The sequence below is a fragment of the Ruminococcus sp. AF31-8BH genome (assembly GCF_003460605.1).
GTDB classification, from domain to species: domain Bacteria; phylum Bacillota; class Clostridia; order Lachnospirales; family Lachnospiraceae; genus Blautia_A; species Blautia_A acetigignens.
The window spans coordinates 2,501-21,776 of the sequence record NZ_QTVN01000010.1 but is presented as its reverse complement, the minus strand read 5'-3'; the positions used below and the strand labels follow the sequence as shown (position 1 = coordinate 21,776).

Genomic DNA, 19,276 nt, shown 5'->3' with positions numbered 1-19,276 from the left:
GTAGTAAAGTTAGAAAGAAATGAGGAAAAATATATGGCACAGCTTTGGGGCGGACGTTTCACAAAAGAAACCGACAAACTGGTTTATAATTTCAATGCGTCCATTTCATTTGATCAGAAATTTTATGAGCAGGATATCCGCGGCAGTAAGGCACATGTAAAAATGCTTGCCAAACAGGGCATTCTGACAGAAGAAGAAAGAGACAAGATCCTTGAGGGACTTGAGGGAATCCTTGCAGATGTAAAGGCAGGCAGACTTGCAATCACATCTGAATACGAGGATATTCATAGCTTTGTGGAGGCCAATCTCATTGACAGAATCGGAGATCCGGGTAAGAAGCTTCACACCGGAAGAAGCCGTAATGATCAGGTGGCGCTGGATATGAAGCTGTATGTGCGCGATGAGATTGACGCCATTGACCAGGAGGTGAAGGCACTTCTTGAGGCTCTTCAGAAGATCATGGAAGAGAATGTGCATACTTATATGCCTGGCTTTACCCATTTGCAGAAGGCACAGCCGGTAACCCTGGCACATCATGTGGGTGCATACTTTGAGATGTTCCGCCGTGACAGAGGACGTCTTTTTGATATCCGCAGACGAATGAATACCTGTCCCCTTGGAGCAGGTGCCCTTGCAGGAACTACCTATCCTCTTGACAGAGAATATACCGCCAGGCTTCTGGATTTTGACGAGCCAACCAGAAACAGTATGGATTCCGTATCTGACAGAGATTATGTCATTGAGCTGTTATGTGCCCTTTCTACTATTATGATGCACCTCAGCCGTTTTTCAGAGGAAATCATTTTGTGGAATTCCAATGAGTATCGTTTTGTGGAAATTGATGATGCATACAGCACCGGAAGCAGTATTATGCCGCAGAAGAAGAATCCGGATATTGCAGAGCTGGTAAGAGGAAAAACAGGCCGTGTTTACGGTGCGCTGATGTCTATTCTCACTACCATGAAAGGCATTCCCCTTGCATATAACAAAGATATGCAGGAGGACAAGGAACTGACCTTTGATGCCATTGACACAGTAAAGGGCTGCCTTGCGCTGTTTACCGGAATGGTATCCACTATGCAGTTTAATAAGGCAAACATGGAAGCCAGCGCAAAGAATGGCTTTACCAATGCCACAGATGCAGCAGATTATCTGGTGAATCACGGTGTTCCTTTCCGTGATGCACATGGAATCGTAGGACAGCTTGTGCTCAAATGTATTGACAGGGGAATTTCCCTGGATGAGCTGTCACTTGAGGAATATAAGGAAATCAGTCCGGTCTTTGAGCAGGATATTTATGAGGCTATCAGCATGAAAACCTGTGTGGAGAAGCGTATCACCCTCGGTGCACCGGGACCGGATGTGATGGAGAAAGTTATTGCTGGTAATAAGAAATACCTGGAAGAAAATTAAGAAATCCAGCAGTTCAGCCATTTCCATTATGCCGAAATGGCTTGCATGAAATAATAAATTTCATTTTTTATCACTTTAATTCAATAAAATTCAAGAAAGTACTTGCATTTTTCTCATACATGGTATAGTATGTCATAGAAATACACATGTACGCAGAGGAAAGAATGAGGAGAGCATATTATGAGTGAAAAGCTTAGAGTTGGTATTTTAGGTGCTACCGGAATGGTAGGACAGAGATTTATTTCCCTGTTAGAGAATCATCCATGGTTTGAGGTAGTGACTGTTGCAGCAAGCCCGAGAAGTGCAGGTAAGACCTATGAGGAAGCTGTTGGCGGCAGATGGAAAATGGATACCCCAATGCCGGAGGCTGTTAAGAAGCTTGTTGTTATGAATGTAAATGAAGTAGAGAAGGTTGCAGAAACTGTAGACTTTGTATTCTCTGCTGTAGATATGTCCAAGGACGAGATCAAGGCTATTGAGGAAGCATATGCAAAGACCGAGACACCTGTTGTTTCCAATAACAGTGCCCACAGATGGACACCGGATGTTCCGATGGTAATCCCGGAAATCAATCCGGAGCATTTCAAGGTTATTGAGCATCAGAAGGAGCGCCTTGGAACAAAGCGCGGATTTATTGCTGTAAAGCCAAACTGCTCCATTCAGAGCTATGCACCGGCACTTACCGCATGGAAGGAATTTGAGCCATATGAAGTAGTTGCCACTACATACCAGGCAATTTCCGGAGCTGGAAAAACATTCAAGGACTGGCCGGAAATGGAACACAACATCATTCCATACATCGGCGGCGAGGAAGAGAAGAGTGAGAAAGAACCCCTTCGTATCTGGGGTAAAGTTGAGGACGGCGTGATCGTTCCGGCGAAAGAGCCTGTTATCACATGCCAGTGTGTCCGTGTTCCGATTCTGAACGGCCATACAGCAGCTGCATTTGTGAAATTCAGAAAGAAACCTACCAAGGAGCAGCTTGTAAAAGCACTTGTTGAATTCAAGGGAGTTCCGCAGGAATTGAACCTTCCAAGCGCACCGAAGCAGTTTATCCAGTATCTTGAGGAGGACAACCGTCCTCAGGTTACAGAGGATGTAAACTTTGAGAATGGAATGGGCGTATCTATCGGAAGACTTCGCGAGGATACTGTATATGACTGGAAGTTTATCGGACTTTCCCACAATACCGTAAGAGGTGCCGCTGGCGGTGCTGTTCTCTGCGCTGAGACACTGAAGGCTCAGGGATATATCCAGGCGAAATAAGAAGCTGTCAGAATGATATAAGAAAAGAAAATCAGGAGAGTGCGATCAGAAATGATGGCATTCTTCTTTTTTTTTGGCTTCAACGGGATAAACGACTGAATTAAAAAATGACCGTTTACGTAATTGAGGATTCATGTTAGAATAGATAACACGTTTGAAAATCAGGGAGGTGAATCCATGAGCGACAGAGAGCGAATCCGTCTTACCCAGTATTCTCATACATCCGGCTGAGCGGCGAAAGTTGGTCCGGGGACCCTTGCCCAGGTTCTGGGTAAGCTGCCGAAATTTTATGATCCAAATTTACTTGTTGGAACCGAGTCTTCCGACGATGCTGCTGTATACCGCATTTCCGATGAGCTGGCCATGATCCAGACGGTAGATTTCTTCACGCCGATCGTGGATGATCCTTACACTTTCGGACAGATCGCAGCAGCCAACGCATTAAGCGACGTGTACGCCATGGGCGGCGAGCCCAAGCTTGCCCTGAACATTGCGGCATTTCCAAACTGCCTGGACCCGGAAATCTTAGGAGAAATCTTAAGAGGCGGAGCAGACAAAGTATTGGAAGCAGGTGCCACCCTTGCTGGCGGACACACCATTCAGGACGAAGAGCCCAAATACGGCCTTTGCGTCACTGGCTTTGTAAATCCCGCCTCCATGTGGAAAAATGTGGGAGCCCGGACAGGAGACATCCTGATTCTGACCAAGCCCCTGGGAACCGGAATCCTCTCCACTGCAGTGAAGGGAGAGATGGCATCCCAGGAAGAAGCTGCTTATGCGGCTTCTGTGATGGCAACCCTGAACAAATATGCCAGAGACCAGGTGGCAGACCTGAAGATTCACGCCTGCACAGATGTGACGGGCTTTGGCCTTGCAGGACATGCCTTGGAAATGGCCAAAGGAAGCGGACGGACCCTGTCCATTTCCCTGAGTGCCCTTCCGATTATGACAGGCGCTCTTGATTACGCATCAATGGGACTGATTCCTGCAGGTGCATACCGCAACCGGGAATTTGCAGGAACGGAATGTGAATTTGCATGGAAGAATCCGGACAATAGACTGTCTGAATTCCTTCCGGAAGAATCCGGAGAACAGACAGCTGATGCTCTGTCTGAGCTTGCAGCCCGCGAAGACCTTGTCTTTGATCCGCAGACCTCAGGCGGCCTTCTTCTTAGCATAGACCCTGCCGATGCCCATACCGCAATCCAGAGACTTTCCACCCTGTCCCTTCCCTGCGCCATCATAGGAAAAGTGACAGATTTACAAAAAAAACATCTGATATTTGTGAAATAACTCTTAATTGATAAAATTTTATCATTATCTATTGTGAATAATATACGAAAGTGCTATAATGAGAAAAAACAAAGCGGAGGTGTTTTTTCATGAACTATGAAGATGTACAAAAAGTCTCAAACGCAGCCAAAAACAAGATCGGTCTGCTGAACACCAGTTTCCTGAAGTATTTCCTTCGGGCTGTAATGGCTGGCTTCTTTATTGATGTAGCCGTGATCTACAGCAACGTTGCGGGAAATGTATTCTCAGGATCCGATCCGGCATGGGGGAAATTCCTGGGGGCACTGGTATTTTCCATCGCAGTTCTTCTGATCAGCTTAGTTGGCGGAGAGCTGTTCACAGGCAACAACCTGGTAATGGCATTTGGCGCCTATGACAAGAGCGTATCCTGGGGGGATGCAGGCAAGGTATGGCTGGTGAGCTACCTTGGCAACTTTGTTGGATGTGCACTGTTCGGCCTGTTTTTCGTATGGGCAGGAGCATCCGGCACTGGTGATTATTTCGCAGGCTTTATCAACAACAAGCTGACCATTCCAATGGGTCAGATGTTTTTTAGGGCAGTACTTTGTAATTTCTTTGTATGTCTTGGTGTGCTCTGCGGAATCAAACTGAAAAGTGAAACAGGTAAATTCCTGATGATCGTAATGTGCATTTCCGCATTCGTTTTCAGCGGATTTGAGCACTGCATTGCAAACATGGGAATTTTCGTAATAAGCCTGAATCTGGTAGACGGCGTTTCCGTAGGTCTTATGCTGAAAAGCATGCTGATTGTCACCATTGGAAATATGGTGGGCGGAGCCCTTTTACTGGCATGGCCATTAAGAAAGATGAGTGCAGATAAATAATATGTCAAAAGCTTTATACATAGCAGAGAAGCCCAGCGTGGCTCAGGAATTTGCTAAAGCTTTGAAATCCGGCGGACAAAGACGGGATGGCTATATGGAATCTGATACCTGCGTGGTGACCTGGTGTGTAGGACACCTGGTCACCATGAGTTATCCAGAGAAATATGATCTGAAGTATAAAAGGTGGAGTTTAGATACCCTGCCTTTTTTGCCGCGTGATTTTAAGTATGAAGTGATTCCTGGAGTGGAAAAACAGTTCCAGATCGTCAAAGGGCTTCTGAACCGACCTGATATTGATACTATTTACGTGTGTACAGACTCCGGGCGTGAGGGAGAATATATCTACCGCCTGGTGGCACAGATGGCGGGAGTGAAGAATAAAACACAGAAGCGTGTGTGGATCGACTCCCAGACAGAAGAGGAAATTCTACGAGGTATCCGTGAGGCAAAGGACATCTCCGAGTATGACAACCTTGCCGCAGCCGCTTATCTTCGGGCAAAAGAAGATTATCTTATGGGAATTAATTTTTCCCGTGTTCTGACCCTACGCTATGGAAACAGCGTAACTAATTATCTCGGGGGAAAATACCAGGCGATTTCCGTAGGCCGTGTCATGACCTGCGTCCTTGGAATGGTGGTGCGCCGGGAACGTGAGATCCGCGCATTTGTGAAAACCCCTTTTTACAGAGTTATGAGCAGCATTGCTCTTGAGGGAGAAAGCTTTGAGGGAGAGTGGAGAGCTGCAGAAGGCAGCCGTTATTTCCAATCCCCTGTTTTATATAAAGAGAATGGCTTTAAGAAAAAGGAAGACGCCGAAAGGTTGATCCAGGAATTAAGCAGGGAACAGCCCCTTGTGTGCATTGTGGAAAAGGTGGAGCGAAAGAAGGAAAATAAGAACCCGCCTCTGTTATTCAACCTGGCGGAGCTTCAGAACGTATGCTCCAAACTGTTTAAGATCAGTCCGGATGAGACTCTTTCCATTGTGCAGGATCTATACGAGAAAAAGCTGGTGACTTACCCAAGAACCGACGCCAGGGTTTTATCCACAGCTGTAGCCAAGGAGATTTATAAGAATATTTCCGGACTTCGCAGTTATCCCCAGGCAGGAGATGCCGTCCAGGGCGTGTTAGAGCTTGGCACTTACAAAAACATTGCCAACACTCGTTATACCAATGACAAGCAGATCACAGACCACTATGCCATCATTCCCACCGGACAGGGGCTTGGTGCCCTGAAGGGACTTTCCCTAACCGCCCAGCGGGTGTATGAGACCATTGTGAGACGTTTTCTGAGTATTTTTTATCCACCGGCTGTTTACCAGAAGGTAAGCCTTGTGACAAAGATCCAGAATGAATCCTTCTTTTCTTCCTTCAAGGTATTGTTAAGTGAAGGTTATCTGAAGATTTCCACCAATTCCTTTGCGAAAAAAACGGCTGCAGATGTCGGCAAAGCGTCTGAGGGAGAAGGCGAGGAGGTTTCCTGCGACGAAGCTTTGTTAGCTGCATTGCAGAAACTGAAAAAGGGTGATATACTGAACATAAACGGTCTGGGTATCAAAGAGGGAGAAACCTCCCCGCCCAAGCGTTATAATTCCGGTTCTATGATCTTGGCTATGGAAAATGCCGGACAGCTGATCGAGGATGAGGATCTGCGTTCCCAGATTAAGGGAAGCGGAATCGGTACCAGTGCCACCAGGGCGGAGATCCTGAAAAAGCTGTTTAACATTAAGTATCTTTCCCTGAATAAGAAGACTCAGGTGATCACACCTACCCTTCAGGGAGAAATGATCTATGACGTGGTGAACTGCTCCATCCGCCAGCTTCTTAATCCGGAGCTGACAGCCAGCTGGGAAAAGGGTCTTACCTATGTGGCTGAGGGTTCTATCACAGAGCAGGAGTACATGGACAAGCTGGAGCGTTTTGTGCGCCTTCGCACCAAGCAGGTGGAGGACAGCAACTTCCAGTATGCGCTGCGCCAGTTTTTTGATGCAGCAGCTCAGTTTTATAAGAAGCCGGAGAAGCCTGCTGCGGCGAAGACCACGAAAAAGCCGGACAGAAAACCAGAATGAAATGAGGAGGATATGTATTATGTTAAAAGATTTTACAATTGCAAATATGCTGGACATGAGCCAGACGATTGCAGGAGAGCTCTTTGAGGGAAAGACCTATCCATGGGAAGTACTTCCTGAGATTGGTGATTTCATTGTGAAGCTTGGCAAGACACTTGACCCGGATGAATACGACTGTGTGGAGGAAAATGTCTGGATTGCCAAAACTGCAAAGGTTGCACCTACTGCCTTTATTAACGGGCCGGCTATTATCGGAAAAAACACAGAGGTTCGTCACTGTGCATTTATCCGCGGAAATGCCCTTGTGGGAGAAGGCTGCGTGGTGGGAAACTCTACAGAGCTTAAGAATGTAGTGCTTTTTAATAATGTTCAGGTGCCGCATTACAACTATGTGGGGGATGCAGTTCTTGGCTATAAATCTCATATGGGAGCTGGTTCCATCTGTTCCAATGTGAAATCTGACAAGAAGCTTGTTGTGGTAAAAGACGGTGATGAGAAGATTGAGACCGGACTTAAAAAATTCGGAGCAATGCTGGCAGATCACGTGGAAGTTGGCTGCGGTTCTGTATTAAACCCGGGAACTGTAATCGGAAGAAACACAAACATCTATCCACTTTCCCCGGTACGCGGCTGCGTTCCGGCCAACAGTATTTATAAAAACAAGGACGAGATTGTAACCAAACAGTGAAATCAGATAAATAAAAAATAATCCCGGCAGCTTGCAGTTGATAGGCAGGCTGTCGGGATTGCGTTCAAGCGGATATTCGCAATCCGCTTCGCTGCTTGCTCATAACCGAATAACTGCTCCGCAGTTTATCAGAAGAAGCTGCACTCCTCCTGATACAAGCAAGTCCCCACCCACTGCTTATTGCTTTTCGCAACCCCAGCAGGGGACTTACTTGATTCGGTTAAATTCCAAACCACTTTTTGCGTATGATTGTTAATATTGCAATATGAACCGGGTAAAATGCATAGAAGAAATATTTCGCCCATTTTCCTCTTATGAAGCCACGTCTGCCATTGTACATGTTCAGAGAAATAAAAGCAAAGCATGCCTTCCATTCGTAAATCAGCCAGCAGCTTCCGATCAGCGCCTGAGCTGGCTTATACTGGTGCAGCCAGAACATGATCAGCAGGAAAACATAGCCCTTGTAGCCGTAATCTGCCTTCAGGAAATAGGAAACCGCCAGAAGCGCCAACATGCTTACAAGCTGCATGGTTGGATTTTCTTTAAATCGGTCGATAAGACAGAATGCCAGATAACCAAGGAACAGTGTGAAAAATACGTTCTGCTTGTCTGCAAAAAGCAATGTGCCGTTCTGCGCAAAATTCCAGGGGATCTCGGAAATACATGCGAAAATCAGAAGATTTCTTCCATATTTAAAACGGTCATGGGTATGAAGAAAGCCCTCAACGAGAAGAAAACAGAAAATGGGAAACGCAGCCCTCCCCACATTCCGCATCACCCGGTACAAAGAATAGGAGGTGCTTCCAATCTGAAACCAGGCTCTGGTGACTGGCGGATAATACCGCAGAAGAAAAGAAGCGGTGTGATCAATAAGCATAATCGCCATAGCCAGCACCTTCAGGGCGCTTCCGCTTAAAATTCTGTATTTTTCAGGAATAAATGAAGTGGATGTTTGTAATGTCATGGTTCCTCCGGTAAATGAAATTTATTAGATATTTGAATATTTTAACACGAAACCGCAAACTGCACAATAGAAGTCCTTTAAACAGTACCGACAACTTTTTCGTAAATTTTGCAAAATATGACTAGACGAATTGAGGATTTTGTGAGAAAATAACACTAGGTTGTTAGGTCTTTAACAACGATTAAGTAATCAACACTGAAAGGAGTCTTAAAATGATTTACACTAAGGAAGTTGAAAACATGTGCCCAGTAGCTAAGGGCGCAAAACATGAGCCAGCTCCGATTCCGGAAGAAGGCCAGTGGGTCCATGCAAAAAAAATTGAAGATATCTCTGGTTTTACACATGGTGTAGGCTGGTGTGCTCCTCAGCAGGGTGCTTGTAAGCTGTCCTTAAATGTTAAGAACGGTGTAATCGAGGAAGCCCTTGTAGAGACAATCGGATGTTCAGGTATGACACATTCTGCAGCTATGGCAGCAGAGGTTCTTCAGGGCAAAACCATTCTTGAGGCTTTAAATACAGACCTTGTCTGTGATGCTATCAATACAGCAATGAGAGAACTGTTCCTTCAGATCGTTTACGGACGTACTCAGAGTGCTTTCTCTGATGACGGTCTTGCTGTAGGTGCAGGTCTTGAGGACCTTGGAAAAGGCCTTCGTTCCCAGGTTGGTACAATGTACGCTACCAAGGAAAAAGGAGTTCGTTATCTGGAAATGGCAGAGGGCTATGTAACAGGTATCGCTCTTGACGAAGACAACGAAGTAATCGGATATCAGTTCGTTTCTCTTGGAAAAATGACTGACTTTATCAAAAAAGGTGATGATCCTAACACTGCATGGGAAAAAGCAAAAGGTCAGTATGGCCGTGTAGCTGATGCTGTTAAGATTATCGACCCGAGACAAGAGTAAGCCACAAGCGAAAGGAGACGAACAGAAATGGCATTATTTGAAGGATATGAGAGAAGAATTGACCAGATCAATTCTGTATTAAATAGCTATGGAATCAGCTCCATCGAAGAAGCTGAGAAAATCACAAAAGACGCTGGTCTTGATGTTTACGAGCAGGTTAAGAAGATTCAGCCGATCTGCTTTGAGAATGCTGCATGGGCTTACTTAGTAGGCGCTGCAATCGCAATCAAAAAAGGCTGCAGAAAAGCTTCTGACGCTGCTGCTGCAATCGGTGAAGGACTTCAGGCTTTCTGTATTCCTGGATCCGTTGCTGACCACAGAAAAGTAGGTCTTGGACATGGTAACCTTGGTAAAATGCTTCTTGAGGAAGAGACAGAGTGCTTCTGCTTCTTAGCCGGACATGAGTCCTTCGCAGCTGCTGAGGGCGCGATCGGTATCGCTGAGAAAGCAAACAAAGTACGTCAGAAACCATTACGTGTTATCCTGAACGGTCTTGGAAAAGACGCTGCTCAGATCATTTCCCGTATTAACGGATTTACATATGTTGAGACAAAGTATGATTACAAAGAAGCAAAATTAAATGTTGTTTATGAGAAGCCATACTCCAACGGACTTCGTGCTACTGTTAAATGCTACGGTGCAGATGACGTTCAGGAAGGTGTTGCTATCATGCATCATGAGAATGTTGGTGTTTCCATTACAGGTAACTCCACTAACCCAACCCGTTTCCAGCATCCGGTTGCAGGTACATACAAGAAAGAATGTATCGAGCAGGGTAAGAAATACTTCTCTGTTGCTTCCGGCGGTGGTACAGGACGTACTCTTCACCCGGACAACATGGCAGCAGGTCCTGCTTCCTATGGTATGACAGATACAATGGGACGTATGCATTCTGACGCACAGTTCGCAGGATCCTCTTCCGTACCGGCTCACGTTGAGATGATGGGTCTTATCGGAATGGGTAACAACCCGATGGTTGGTGCTACTGTTGCTGTAGCTGTTTCCGTTGAGGAAGCTGCTAAGGCTGGTAAGTTCTGATAATTGAATAAGAGGATAAATACTATCTGATAAAACAAAGCACTTTCAACAAAATTGGAGGTGCTTTTGTTTTGTGAATATTCCCAGGCAGTTAAAAGATCATCAAATCGACCTTTTGACACTCATGCCATATTATGATTAGTATGCCAATACACAACAGGAGGTTGACCCAGAATGGCAAAAGAAGCAAAAACAAATGCAATGAGAATGCTTGACAGACAGAAAGTAAAGTATGAAGCACTTAGCTATGAGTGCGATGAATTTATTGACGGAATCCACTGCGCGGACATTACAGGTGCGCCCTATGACCAGTCCTTTAAAACTCTGGTGATGGAGGGCAAAAGCGGCGGATACTATGTCTTTGTAGTCCCCATTGAAAAAGAAGTGGACCGAAAAGCCGCAGCCAAGGCAGTGGGAGAGAAGACGGTAGATATGATCCATGTAAAAGATATCACCAAGATCACCGGCTACGTTCGAGGCGGCTGCAGCCCCATTGGAATGAAGAAGCCGTTTCCCACCGTTTTTGACGCATCCGCAGGCAATTTCCAGGAAATTTATGTGAGCGGCGGAAGAATCGGACTGACCCTGAAAGTTCCGGTAGAAGATCTTCTGAAAGTAACCGGTGGAAAATTAGCCAACATTACAGCCAGGGAAGAGTAATCCCAAGTAATCCCAATTTACAAAAACAGGGAAAGAGTATGCTAGAATATCCATAAATAAAAACGGCAGACACGAAGACGTGTCCGAAAACAACTCTTACCTGTCAATGTAAATAGTCAGCCCGAAGGGCGGCAAGGAGGATTTATGAAAGAAGGAAAAAGAATTAAGAAATGGCTGCTTGGAGCAGCGGTTGCGGTGATGACTATGATGAGCGCTATACCAGTATCGGCAGCCAGGAAGACATTCACAGCTACTGTTCAGAAAGGAAACTGCCTTCATATTGTAAATGAGAACATCAGTGGAAATGCGATCAGTAAATATGAGCTGCAGGTGATTCCGAAAACATCCGGTGCGAGATATGATATTGTGTATGCGTATGGCACGGAAGCTATGGCCATGAAAGACTGCCGCAAGAAATCCAGCATCACCAATTCCACTTATTTTAAGGCGAACCGCAGTGCGAACCGTGGAATCATCGCATGCGTGAAAGCGAATTCGGGTACTGTAGAAATCCGTGTGGTAGCGACTTCCAGGAAATCCAATGTCAAAATTAAGAAAAGCATTATGAAAAACCACAGCCCGTTGAAATCTCAGAAGGTTACAAAAGGCAGAAAGCTTTGGCTGAAGGGTACCGGCAGCAACATCACAACCTTACCGCTGATCATTTCCGGAAATTCCACTGTGGTTATGCAGAGAAATCTGAACAAGAATGCTTTTGAGCGGTATGATTTCAAGGACAAATATATGTATTTCAGAAGATATGTAAATAATAAACGTACCATGAAGAAAAACCGCTCTTATGCATCTGCCTATGGCTCTACCAGGTATTATTCCTGCCTGATCCCTGCAAATTCCAAGGGTGTAGCCTACACTGGAGATATGATTACCAAGAGAGGTACGATCACATACTATTATCCATCCGATTATCTGAAAGTAACAGGAGAAAAAAGAAGAGCATCCTGATTTTGTCACATACAATTGAAGATTTATAAAAATAGGACGGCGTACAAATCTGTACACCGTCCTATTTTTTATATGGCAGATTCACAGGAATCCCATCTCTTAGTTATCCTGTGCATCCTCCTCATTAATCTCAAATACATGACGCTTCTTAGCCATCTCATCGCTAGCCAGATACTCGTCATAAGTGGTGATCTTATCGATCATAGTACCGTTTGGCAGAATCTCCATAATACGGTTTGCAGTTGTCTGAACAAACTGGTGGTCATGAGAAGTAAACAGGATCACACCTGGGAACTTGATCAGACCGTTGTTCAGTGCTGTGATAGACTCCATATCCAGATGGTTGGTCGGCTCATCCAGAATCAGGATATTGGCACCGGAGATCATCATCTTGGAAAGAAGGCAGCGAACCTTCTCACCACCGGAAAGCACGCGCACACGCTTCACGCCGTCCTCGCCCGGGAAAAGCATACGTCCAAGGAATCCACGCACATAAGTGGCATCCTTGATCTCAGAATACTGGGTCAGCCAGTCTGTAATGGTAAGGTCATTATCGAATTCCTTGGTATTATCTTTGGGGAAATAAGCCTGAGTAGTTGTGATTCCCCACTTGTAATTTCCTTCATCCGGCTCCATCTCGCCAGTAATGATCTTAAAGAAAGTGGTAATGGCCTGCTCATTTGCACCAACGAAAGCAACCTTATCCTCACGGCCAAGAGTAAAGGAAATGTTATCCAGAACCTTCACGCCGTCAATGGTCTTGGAAAGATTCTCCACCATAAGAACTTCGTTTCCAATCTCACGGTTAGGACGGAAGTCGATGTATGGATATTTACGGCTGGAAGGACGCATGTCATCCAGCTGGATTTTCTCAAGGGCTCTCTTACGGGAGGTTGCCTGCTTGGATTTGGAAGCGTTGGCACTGAATCTGGAAATAAATTCCTGCAGCTCCTTGATCTTCTCCTCTTTCTTTTTGTTGGCTTCCTTCATCTGCTTGATCAGCAGCTGGCTGGACTCATACCAGAAGTCATAGTTACCTGCGTACAGCTGGATCTTGCCATAGTCGATATCTGCAGTCTGTGTACAAACCTTGTTCAGGAAGTAACGGTCATGGGAAACTACGATAACGGTATTGTCAAAGTTGATCAGGAACTCCTCAAGCCACTCAATAGCCGGAAGGTCCAGATGGTTGGTGGGCTCGTCAAGAAGCAGGATATCCGGATTTCCGAAAAGGGCCTGTGCAAGAAGAACCTTGACCTTCATGCTTCCTGTAAGGTCAGCCATCTGCGCATAGTGGAATTCCGTGTCAATTCCAAGACCGTTCAGAAGGGTAGCAGCGTCAGACTCTGCTTCCCATCCGTTCATTTCTGCAAATTCGCCCTCCAGCTCGCTGGCGCGGATTCCGTCCTCATCGGTGAAGTCTTCTTTGGCATAGATGGCTTCCTTCTCTTTCATGATCTCGTAGAGACGAAGGTTACCCATGATAACGGTATCAAGAACCGTATAAGCATCATATTTAAAGTGGTCCTGCTGCAAGAAAGAGAGACGCTGTCCCGGTGTGATCACGATGTCACCCTTAGTCGGCTCAAGCTGGCCGGAAAGGATCTTCAGGAAAGTAGACTTTCCTGCGCCGTTGGCACCGATCAGGCCGTAACAGTTCCCCTCTGTAAATTTGATATTTACATCTTCGAAAAGAGCTTTCTTTCCAACTCGCAAAGTAATATTGTTTGCTGAAATCATATTATCCTCCTATTAAATAAGTCATCCTTATGAAATGAACACACATAATAATAAGTATAGCCGATTTTCATTTTATCGTAAACTGGCAAATATGCAACAATTATTTCTGGTTTTTTCGCTGTTTTGTAGCAGAAACACGCTAAAACAGGGGACGGCAGCCCAATAAGGCTCTTTACAAAGAAAAAAACCACTGCTATAATATCTGGAATATCAAAATTTACGTGGAAAAACTTTGCTAGGAAGCTTTTCCATGAGGAAATACAGAGAGGGAAAAGATATGCCGAAAAGACAGATCTATCTGACCGGATTTATGGGAACCGGCAAAAGCACCATTTTAAACTGCCTGCACCAGCTGTGCGGCCTTCGGAAAATAGAGATGGACGAGCAGATCGTCCAGGAACAGGGAATGAGCATTCCTGATATTTTTGCGCAAAAAGGCGAGGAAACTTTCCGCAATCTGGAGACAGAGCTTGTGAAGAGAATCTCCCACATGGACAACATTGTAGTTTCCTGCGGCGGCGGTACCGTAATGCGCCAGTGCAACGTAGAGGAAATGAAGAAGAACGGAACCATTGTGCTTCTTACCGCCACCCCTCAGACCGTTTACGAGAGGGTAAAGGGCAGCCACAACCGTCCCCTCCTGGAAAAAAACATGAATCCCCAGTACATAGAACAGCTGATGGAGGCCAGAAGACCGAAATATGAAGCAGCCGCAGACATCATAGTGAAAACCGACGGACGCACCGCAAAAGAGATCTGCCAGGAAATAAAGGAACGTCTTGAAATTAACGATAATACAAAATAACGTGAAATAAATGTTAAAAAAATTAAATAACAGTTGAAAATTGTAAGAATAATTGTTATACTTTAGGAAGTTTTTGGGGGAAGAAGACCACATAAGGACAGTATACATTTTTTATTATGATGTCAGGGCCAGAATACTTTTTAACCCTAACATCTTATTATGATTCGTGTCCAGTAAGGAGAAAGGTTACAGATATGTTTATTACGAGAGAATGCGATTATGCAGCAAGAGTTCTTCGGGCACTGTCAGCGGAAACCCGCCTTAGCGTTAATGAAATCTGTGAGAAGGAATCCATTACCGCACCCTTTGCCTACAAGATCCTTAAGAAACTTCAGAAAGCAGGCATTGTAAAAGGATACCGCGGTGTACATGGCGGATATGCCATGAATAAATCTATGACGGAGCTGACATTATTCGATGTGTACAGTGCCATTGACCCTGATCTGTTTATCATTGAGTGCATGGCATCCGGTTACGAATGTCCGGTAGATGGAAGGGGAGATCACCTTCCCTGCTATATGCACAGGGAGCTCTGTGAGATTCAGCAGGGTGTTTGGAAAATGCTCAAAAGAAAGAATCTTCAGGAGGTTTTTGCTCCGGAGAATTAAAAAGAAGTGAATAAATGCTTTGGCAGCAGGATATCTGCTAAAGCCAGAAGCGGCCATGAGATTTTCCCTCATGACCGTTTTTTGTATGTGATAATGTACAAAAAACAAAATGGACATCAATGGAAGATTATGCTATAATGTTATATGGACTTTTAGACACGATGTGTCTAGAGATATTATTTTCAACATACCTTTAAGGAGGAAAAACAAACTATGGCAAGAAAGATGAAAACCATGGATGGTAACCATGCAGCCGCTCATGCATCATACGCTTTTTCTGATGTAGCTGCAATTTACCCGATCACCCCTTCATCTGTTATGGCTGAAGCTACAGACGAGTGGGCAACCCAGGGAAGAAAGAACATCTTTGGACAGGAAGTACAGGTAACAGAGATGCAGTCTGAGGCTGGTGCTGCTGGTGCAGTACACGGATCTCTTGCAGCTGGTGCCCTTACTACTACCTATACAGCATCCCAGGGTCTGTTACTGATGATCCCGAACCTTTACAAGATCGCTGGTGAGCAGCTTCCGGGCGTATTCAACGTATCCGCTCGTGCACTTGCTTCCCACGCACTTTCCATTTTCGGAGATCATTCCGACGTTATGGCCTGTCGTCAGACCGGCTGCGCAATGCTGTGCGAGTCTTCCGTACAGGAAGTTATGGACCTTACTCCAGTAGCACACCTTGCAGCAATCAAGGGTAAAGTTCCATTCATCAACTTCTTCGATGGATTCCGTACATCCCACGAGATCCAGAAGATCGAGACATGGGATTATGAAGACCTGAAAGATATGGCAGACATGGACGCTATCCAGGCATTCCGTGATCACGCACTGAATCCAAATCATCCATGTCAGAGAGGTTCCGCTCAGAACCCGGATATCTTCTTCCAGGCAAGAGAAGCATGTAACCCGTACTACGATGCTCTTCCGGCAGTCGTACAGGAGTACATGGACAAAGTTAACGCTAAGATCGGTACCGATTACAAGCTGTTCAACTACTATGGAGCAGCAGACGCAGAGCACGTTATCGTAGCTATGGGTTCTGTAAACGATACAATCGAGGAGACAATCGACTACTTAATGGCAGCCGGCAGAAAAGTTGGTGTTGTAAAAGTTCGTCTTTACAGACCATTCTGCGCACAGGCTCTGATCGATGCTATTCCTGAGACAGTAAAACAGATCACAGTTCTTGACAGAACAAAAGAGCCAGGAGCTCAGGGCGAGCCTCTGTATCTTGATGTTGTTGCTGCACTTAAGAACAGCAAATTTGACGGCGTTAAGATCTTCACCGGACGTTACGGACTTGGTTCCAAGGACACAACACCGGCTCAGATCGTAGCTGTATATGACAATACTGAGAAAGAGAAATTCACTCTTGGTATCGTGGATGATGTTACTAACCTTTCCCTTGAGACAGGCGCTCCGCTTGTAACTACTCCAGAGGGAACTACAAACTGTAAGTTCTGGGGACTTGGTGCTGACGGTACTGTAGGTGCTAACAAGAACTCCATCAAGATCATCGGTGACAATACAGATATGTACGCTCAGGCATACTTTGATTATGACTCCAAGAAGTCCGGTGGTGTTACAATGTCCCACCTTCGTTTTGGTAAGAAACCGATCAAGTCTACCTATCTGATCCACAAAGCAAACTTCGTAGCATGTCACAATCCTTCCTATGTTAATAAATACAACATGGTACAGGAGTTAGTTGACGGCGGTACATTCCTTCTGAACTGTGCTTGGGATATGGAAGGCCTTGAGAAACATCTTCCAGGACAGGTTAAGGCATTCATCGCTAACCACGGTATCAAGTTCTACACCATCGACGGTGTTAAGATCGGTATCGAGACTGGCATGGGACCAACACGTATCAACACAATCCTTCAGTCCGCATTCTTCAAACTTACCGGAATCATTCCGGAGGATCAGGCTATCGAGCTGATGAAGGCTGCTGCGAAAGCAACATACGGACGTAAAGGTGATGACGTTGTTCAGAAGAACTGGGCAGCTATCGATGCTGGTGCTAAGCAGGTTGTTGAGATCCAGGTTCCGGAGAGCTGGAAAGATGCTGCTGACGAAGGTCTGCACATGACCCACGCTACAGAGGGACGTCAGGAAGTTGTTGATTTCGTTAACAACATCCAGGCTAAGGTTAATGCTCAGGAAGGTAACACACTGCCTGTATCCGCATTCAAAGATTATGTTGACGGTACTACACCATCCGGTGCTGCTGCATACGAGAAACGTGGTATCGCTGTAAATATCCCTGTATGGAATCCGGAGAACTGTATCCAGTGTAACAGATGTGCTTATGTCTGCCCGCACGCAGTTATCCGTCCGGTAGCTCTTACAGCTGATGAGGCTGCAAATGCTCCAGAGGGAATCAAGACATTACCAATGACTGGTATGAAAGAGTATCAGTTCACTATGACTGTATCCGCTCTTGACTGTACAGGATGTGGTTCCTGTGCGAACGTTTGCCCAGGTAAGAAGGGTGCTAAGGCACTTGCTATGGAAAACCTTGAAGCAAACATGGGAGAGCAGAAATACTTTGATTACGGTGTAACTCTTCCGGTTAAAGAAGACGTTATCGCAAAATTCAAAGAGACAACTGTTAAGGGAAGCCAGTTCAAACAGCCGCTTCTTGAGTTCTCAGGAGCTTGTGCTGGATGTGGTGAGACACCTTACGCAAAACTGATCACCCAGCTGTTCGGTGACAGAATGTACATTGCAAACGCTACAGGATGCTCCTCTATCTGGGGTAACTCCTCACCTTCTACACCATATACCGTAAATGCTAAGGGCCAGGGTCCTGCATGGGGCAACTCCTTATTCGAGGATAACGCTGAGTTTGGTTATGGTATGCTTCTTGCTCAGAAGGCTATTCGTGATGGTCTGAAAGCAAAGGTTGAAGATGCTGTAGCTAACGGAAATAACGAAGACGTTAAGGCTGCTGGTCAGGAATGGCTGGATACCTTCGCTTGCGGCGCTACCAACGGTGCAGCAACTGAGAAACTGGTTGCAGCTCTTGAGGCATGCGGATGTGACAAGGCAAAAGACATCCTTACACAGAAAGACTTCCTCGCTAAGAAATCCCAGTGGATCTTCGGTGGTGACGGATGGGCTTACGATATCGGATTCGGCGGTGTTGACCATGTTCTCGCAAGCGGACGTGATATCAACGTTATGGTATTCGATACAGAGGTTTATTCCAACACAGGCGGACAGTCTTCCAAGTCTACACCTACAGGTGCAATCGCACAGTTCGCAGCTGGCGGTAAAGAGACCAAGAAGAAAGATATGGCTTCTATCGCAATGAGCTATGGCTATGTATATGTTGCTCAGATCTCCATGGGAGCTGACTTCAACCAGGCTATTAAGGCAATTGCAGAGGCAGAGGCTTATCCGGGACCATCACTTATCATCGCATACGCTCCATGTATCAACCATGGTATCAAGAAGGGTATGTCCAAAGCTCAGACAGAGGAAGAGCTGGCTGTTAAGTGTGGATACTGGCACAACTTCCGCTTCAATCCTGCTGCAGAAGGAAGCAAGTTCAGCCTTGATTCCAAAGCACCGGATATGACAGATTATCAGGAATTCTTAAATGGTGAGGTTCGTTACAACTCCTTACAGCGTCAGAATCCTGAGAAGGCTGCAAGACTGTTCGCTAAGAACCAGTCTGAGGCTAAGGCAAGATATGAGTATCTGCAGAAGCTGATCACTCTGTACGGAACAGAGGAATAAGAATCACCCGCGGCAAGTCCGCATTATAAATATATAGTATAAGCACATAGTGCTTATCGTGTCGTAGCGTAAAGGAAGCCTGCGATACCTCCTGAAAGGGTGGTATTGCAGGCTTTTCTTGTTATTCTATAAGGTTTGGCTTCTGAAAAGCTTGATATACAATTGTGTGAAGGAGGTTTTTTCTGTATAATATAAAAAATAGGAGGGCAAAGATGAATCGAACAAAACATGCAATTGTTGCTACCTTTTGGCAGCTTTTGGAAGAAA

The 19,276-nt window shown here is 45.5% G+C and carries 16 protein-coding genes (1 of these 16 only partly in view); 14 read left to right on the top strand and 2 right to left on the bottom strand.

The window, feature by feature from the left end; genetic code table 11:
- Nucleotides 1–33: 33 nt before the first annotated feature.
- The 6 genes from argH (at nucleotide 34) to DWZ38_RS13190 (ending at nucleotide 7,573) form a co-directional block, all read left to right on the top strand.
- Nucleotides 34–1,413, top strand: coding sequence for an argininosuccinate lyase (gene argH / locus DWZ38_RS13215; RefSeq protein WP_117853388.1), 1,380 nt, complete (start codon nucleotides 34–36; stop codon nucleotides 1,411–1,413).
- A 180-nt stretch (nucleotides 1,414–1,593) separates the two neighbouring features.
- Nucleotides 1,594–2,679, top strand: coding sequence for an aspartate-semialdehyde dehydrogenase (asd, locus tag DWZ38_RS13210; RefSeq protein ID WP_021926797.1), 1,086 nt, complete (start codon nucleotides 1,594–1,596; stop codon nucleotides 2,677–2,679).
- 177 nt (nucleotides 2,680–2,856) lie between these two features.
- Complete coding sequence (gene selD / locus DWZ38_RS13205) at nucleotides 2,857–3,972, top strand: selenide, water dikinase SelD (protein WP_117853386.1); 1,116 nt, start codon at nucleotides 2,857–2,859, stop codon at nucleotides 3,970–3,972.
- A gap of 89 nt (nucleotides 3,973–4,061) precedes the next feature.
- Nucleotides 4,062–4,817, top strand: coding sequence for a formate/nitrite transporter family protein (locus DWZ38_RS13200; RefSeq protein WP_021926799.1), 756 nt, complete (start codon nucleotides 4,062–4,064; stop codon nucleotides 4,815–4,817).
- Nucleotide 4,818: 1 nt separating this feature from the next.
- On the top strand, nucleotides 4,819–6,885 hold the full coding sequence (locus tag DWZ38_RS13195; protein WP_117853384.1) for a DNA topoisomerase: 2,067 nt from the start codon (nucleotides 4,819–4,821) through the stop codon (nucleotides 6,883–6,885).
- Nucleotides 6,886–6,904: 19 nt separating this feature from the next.
- Complete coding sequence (locus tag DWZ38_RS13190; RefSeq protein ID WP_117853382.1) at nucleotides 6,905–7,573, top strand: UDP-N-acetylglucosamine pyrophosphorylase; 669 nt, start codon at nucleotides 6,905–6,907, stop codon at nucleotides 7,571–7,573.
- A gap of 220 nt (nucleotides 7,574–7,793) precedes the next feature.
- Here the strand turns inward: DWZ38_RS13190 and DWZ38_RS13185 are convergent, their stop codons facing one another.
- Entirely contained in the window at nucleotides 7,794–8,537 is a 744-nt protein-coding gene (locus tag DWZ38_RS13185) for a TraX family protein (RefSeq protein WP_117853379.1), read from the bottom strand.
- 212 nt (nucleotides 8,538–8,749) lie between these two features.
- Between DWZ38_RS13185 and DWZ38_RS13180 the strand changes: the two genes are divergently transcribed.
- The 4 genes from DWZ38_RS13180 to DWZ38_RS13165 all read left to right on the top strand — a co-directional run bounded on the left by DWZ38_RS13180 (nucleotide 8,750) and on the right by DWZ38_RS13165 (nucleotide 12,103).
- Complete coding sequence (locus DWZ38_RS13180) at nucleotides 8,750–9,442, top strand: iron-sulfur cluster assembly scaffold protein (RefSeq protein WP_117853377.1); 693 nt, start codon at nucleotides 8,750–8,752, stop codon at nucleotides 9,440–9,442.
- A 27-nt stretch (nucleotides 9,443–9,469) separates the two neighbouring features.
- Nucleotides 9,470–10,480 carry a GGGtGRT protein gene (locus tag DWZ38_RS13175; protein ID WP_117853374.1) on the top strand — a complete coding sequence of 337 codons (1,011 nt, stop codon included), beginning with the start codon at nucleotides 9,470–9,472 and terminating at the stop codon, nucleotides 10,478–10,480.
- Between the two features lie 174 nt (nucleotides 10,481–10,654).
- Entirely contained in the window at nucleotides 10,655–11,140 is a 486-nt protein-coding gene (gene ybaK, locus DWZ38_RS13170) for a Cys-tRNA(Pro) deacylase (protein ID WP_021924618.1), read from the top strand.
- A gap of 144 nt (nucleotides 11,141–11,284) precedes the next feature.
- Nucleotides 11,285–12,103 (top strand): hypothetical protein, encoded by an 819-nt coding sequence (locus tag DWZ38_RS13165; protein ID WP_021924617.1) that lies wholly within the window; start codon nucleotides 11,285–11,287, stop codon nucleotides 12,101–12,103.
- Nucleotides 12,104–12,202: 99 nt separating this feature from the next.
- Here the strand turns inward: DWZ38_RS13165 and DWZ38_RS13160 are convergent, their stop codons facing one another.
- Nucleotides 12,203–13,843: an ATP-binding cassette domain-containing protein gene (locus DWZ38_RS13160; RefSeq protein WP_021924616.1), complete on the bottom strand. Its 1,641-nt coding sequence runs from the start codon at nucleotides 13,841–13,843 to the stop codon at nucleotides 12,203–12,205.
- 250 nt (nucleotides 13,844–14,093) lie between these two features.
- Between DWZ38_RS13160 and DWZ38_RS13155 the strand changes: the two genes are divergently transcribed.
- The 4 genes from DWZ38_RS13155 to DWZ38_RS13140 form a co-directional block, all read left to right on the top strand.
- Nucleotides 14,094–14,648: a shikimate kinase gene (locus tag DWZ38_RS13155; protein WP_243000261.1), complete on the top strand. Its 555-nt coding sequence runs from the start codon at nucleotides 14,094–14,096 to the stop codon at nucleotides 14,646–14,648.
- A 194-nt stretch (nucleotides 14,649–14,842) separates the two neighbouring features.
- Complete coding sequence (locus tag DWZ38_RS13150; RefSeq protein ID WP_021924614.1) at nucleotides 14,843–15,256, top strand: Rrf2 family transcriptional regulator; 414 nt, start codon at nucleotides 14,843–14,845, stop codon at nucleotides 15,254–15,256.
- Between the two features lie 213 nt (nucleotides 15,257–15,469).
- Nucleotides 15,470–19,009: a pyruvate:ferredoxin (flavodoxin) oxidoreductase gene (gene nifJ, locus DWZ38_RS13145; protein ID WP_117853371.1), complete on the top strand. Its 3,540-nt coding sequence runs from the start codon at nucleotides 15,470–15,472 to the stop codon at nucleotides 19,007–19,009.
- Between the two features lie 212 nt (nucleotides 19,010–19,221).
- Nucleotides 19,222–19,276: the start of a TetR/AcrR family transcriptional regulator C-terminal domain-containing protein gene (locus DWZ38_RS13140; RefSeq protein WP_021925034.1), read on the top strand. It continues 524 nt past the right edge of the window; only the first 55 of its 579 coding nucleotides appear in the window; its start codon is at nucleotides 19,222–19,224; its stop codon lies beyond the right edge, outside the window.

Excerpts from the sequence above, each read along its gene's own strand:
- DWZ38_RS13175 (WP_117853374.1), top strand. The coding sequence starts at position 9,470 with ATGGCATTATTTGAAGGATATGAGAGAAGAATTGACCAGATCAATTCT.
- DWZ38_RS13180 (WP_117853377.1), top strand. The coding sequence starts at position 8,750 with ATGATTTACACTAAGGAAGTTGAAAACATGTGCCCAGTAGCTAAGGGC.
- DWZ38_RS13165 (WP_021924617.1), top strand. The coding sequence starts at position 11,285 with ATGAAAGAAGGAAAAAGAATTAAGAAATGGCTGCTTGGAGCAGCGGTT.
- ybaK (WP_021924618.1), top strand. The coding sequence starts at position 10,655 with ATGGCAAAAGAAGCAAAAACAAATGCAATGAGAATGCTTGACAGACAG.
- DWZ38_RS13150 (WP_021924614.1), top strand. The coding sequence starts at position 14,843 with ATGTTTATTACGAGAGAATGCGATTATGCAGCAAGAGTTCTTCGGGCA.
- asd (WP_021926797.1), top strand. The coding sequence starts at position 1,594 with ATGAGTGAAAAGCTTAGAGTTGGTATTTTAGGTGCTACCGGAATGGTA.
- DWZ38_RS13195 (WP_117853384.1), top strand. The coding sequence starts at position 4,819 with ATGTCAAAAGCTTTATACATAGCAGAGAAGCCCAGCGTGGCTCAGGAA.
- DWZ38_RS13200 (WP_021926799.1), top strand. The coding sequence starts at position 4,062 with ATGAACTATGAAGATGTACAAAAAGTCTCAAACGCAGCCAAAAACAAG.
- argH (WP_117853388.1), top strand. The coding sequence starts at position 34 with ATGGCACAGCTTTGGGGCGGACGTTTCACAAAAGAAACCGACAAACTG.
- DWZ38_RS13160 (WP_021924616.1), bottom strand. The coding sequence starts at position 13,843 with ATGATTTCAGCAAACAATATTACTTTGCGAGTTGGAAAGAAAGCTCTT.
- DWZ38_RS13155 (WP_243000261.1), top strand. The coding sequence starts at position 14,094 with ATGAGGAAATACAGAGAGGGAAAAGATATGCCGAAAAGACAGATCTAT.
- DWZ38_RS13190 (WP_117853382.1), top strand. The coding sequence starts at position 6,905 with ATGTTAAAAGATTTTACAATTGCAAATATGCTGGACATGAGCCAGACG.
- nifJ (WP_117853371.1), top strand. The coding sequence starts at position 15,470 with ATGGCAAGAAAGATGAAAACCATGGATGGTAACCATGCAGCCGCTCAT.
- DWZ38_RS13185 (WP_117853379.1), bottom strand. The coding sequence starts at position 8,537 with ATGACATTACAAACATCCACTTCATTTATTCCTGAAAAATACAGAATT.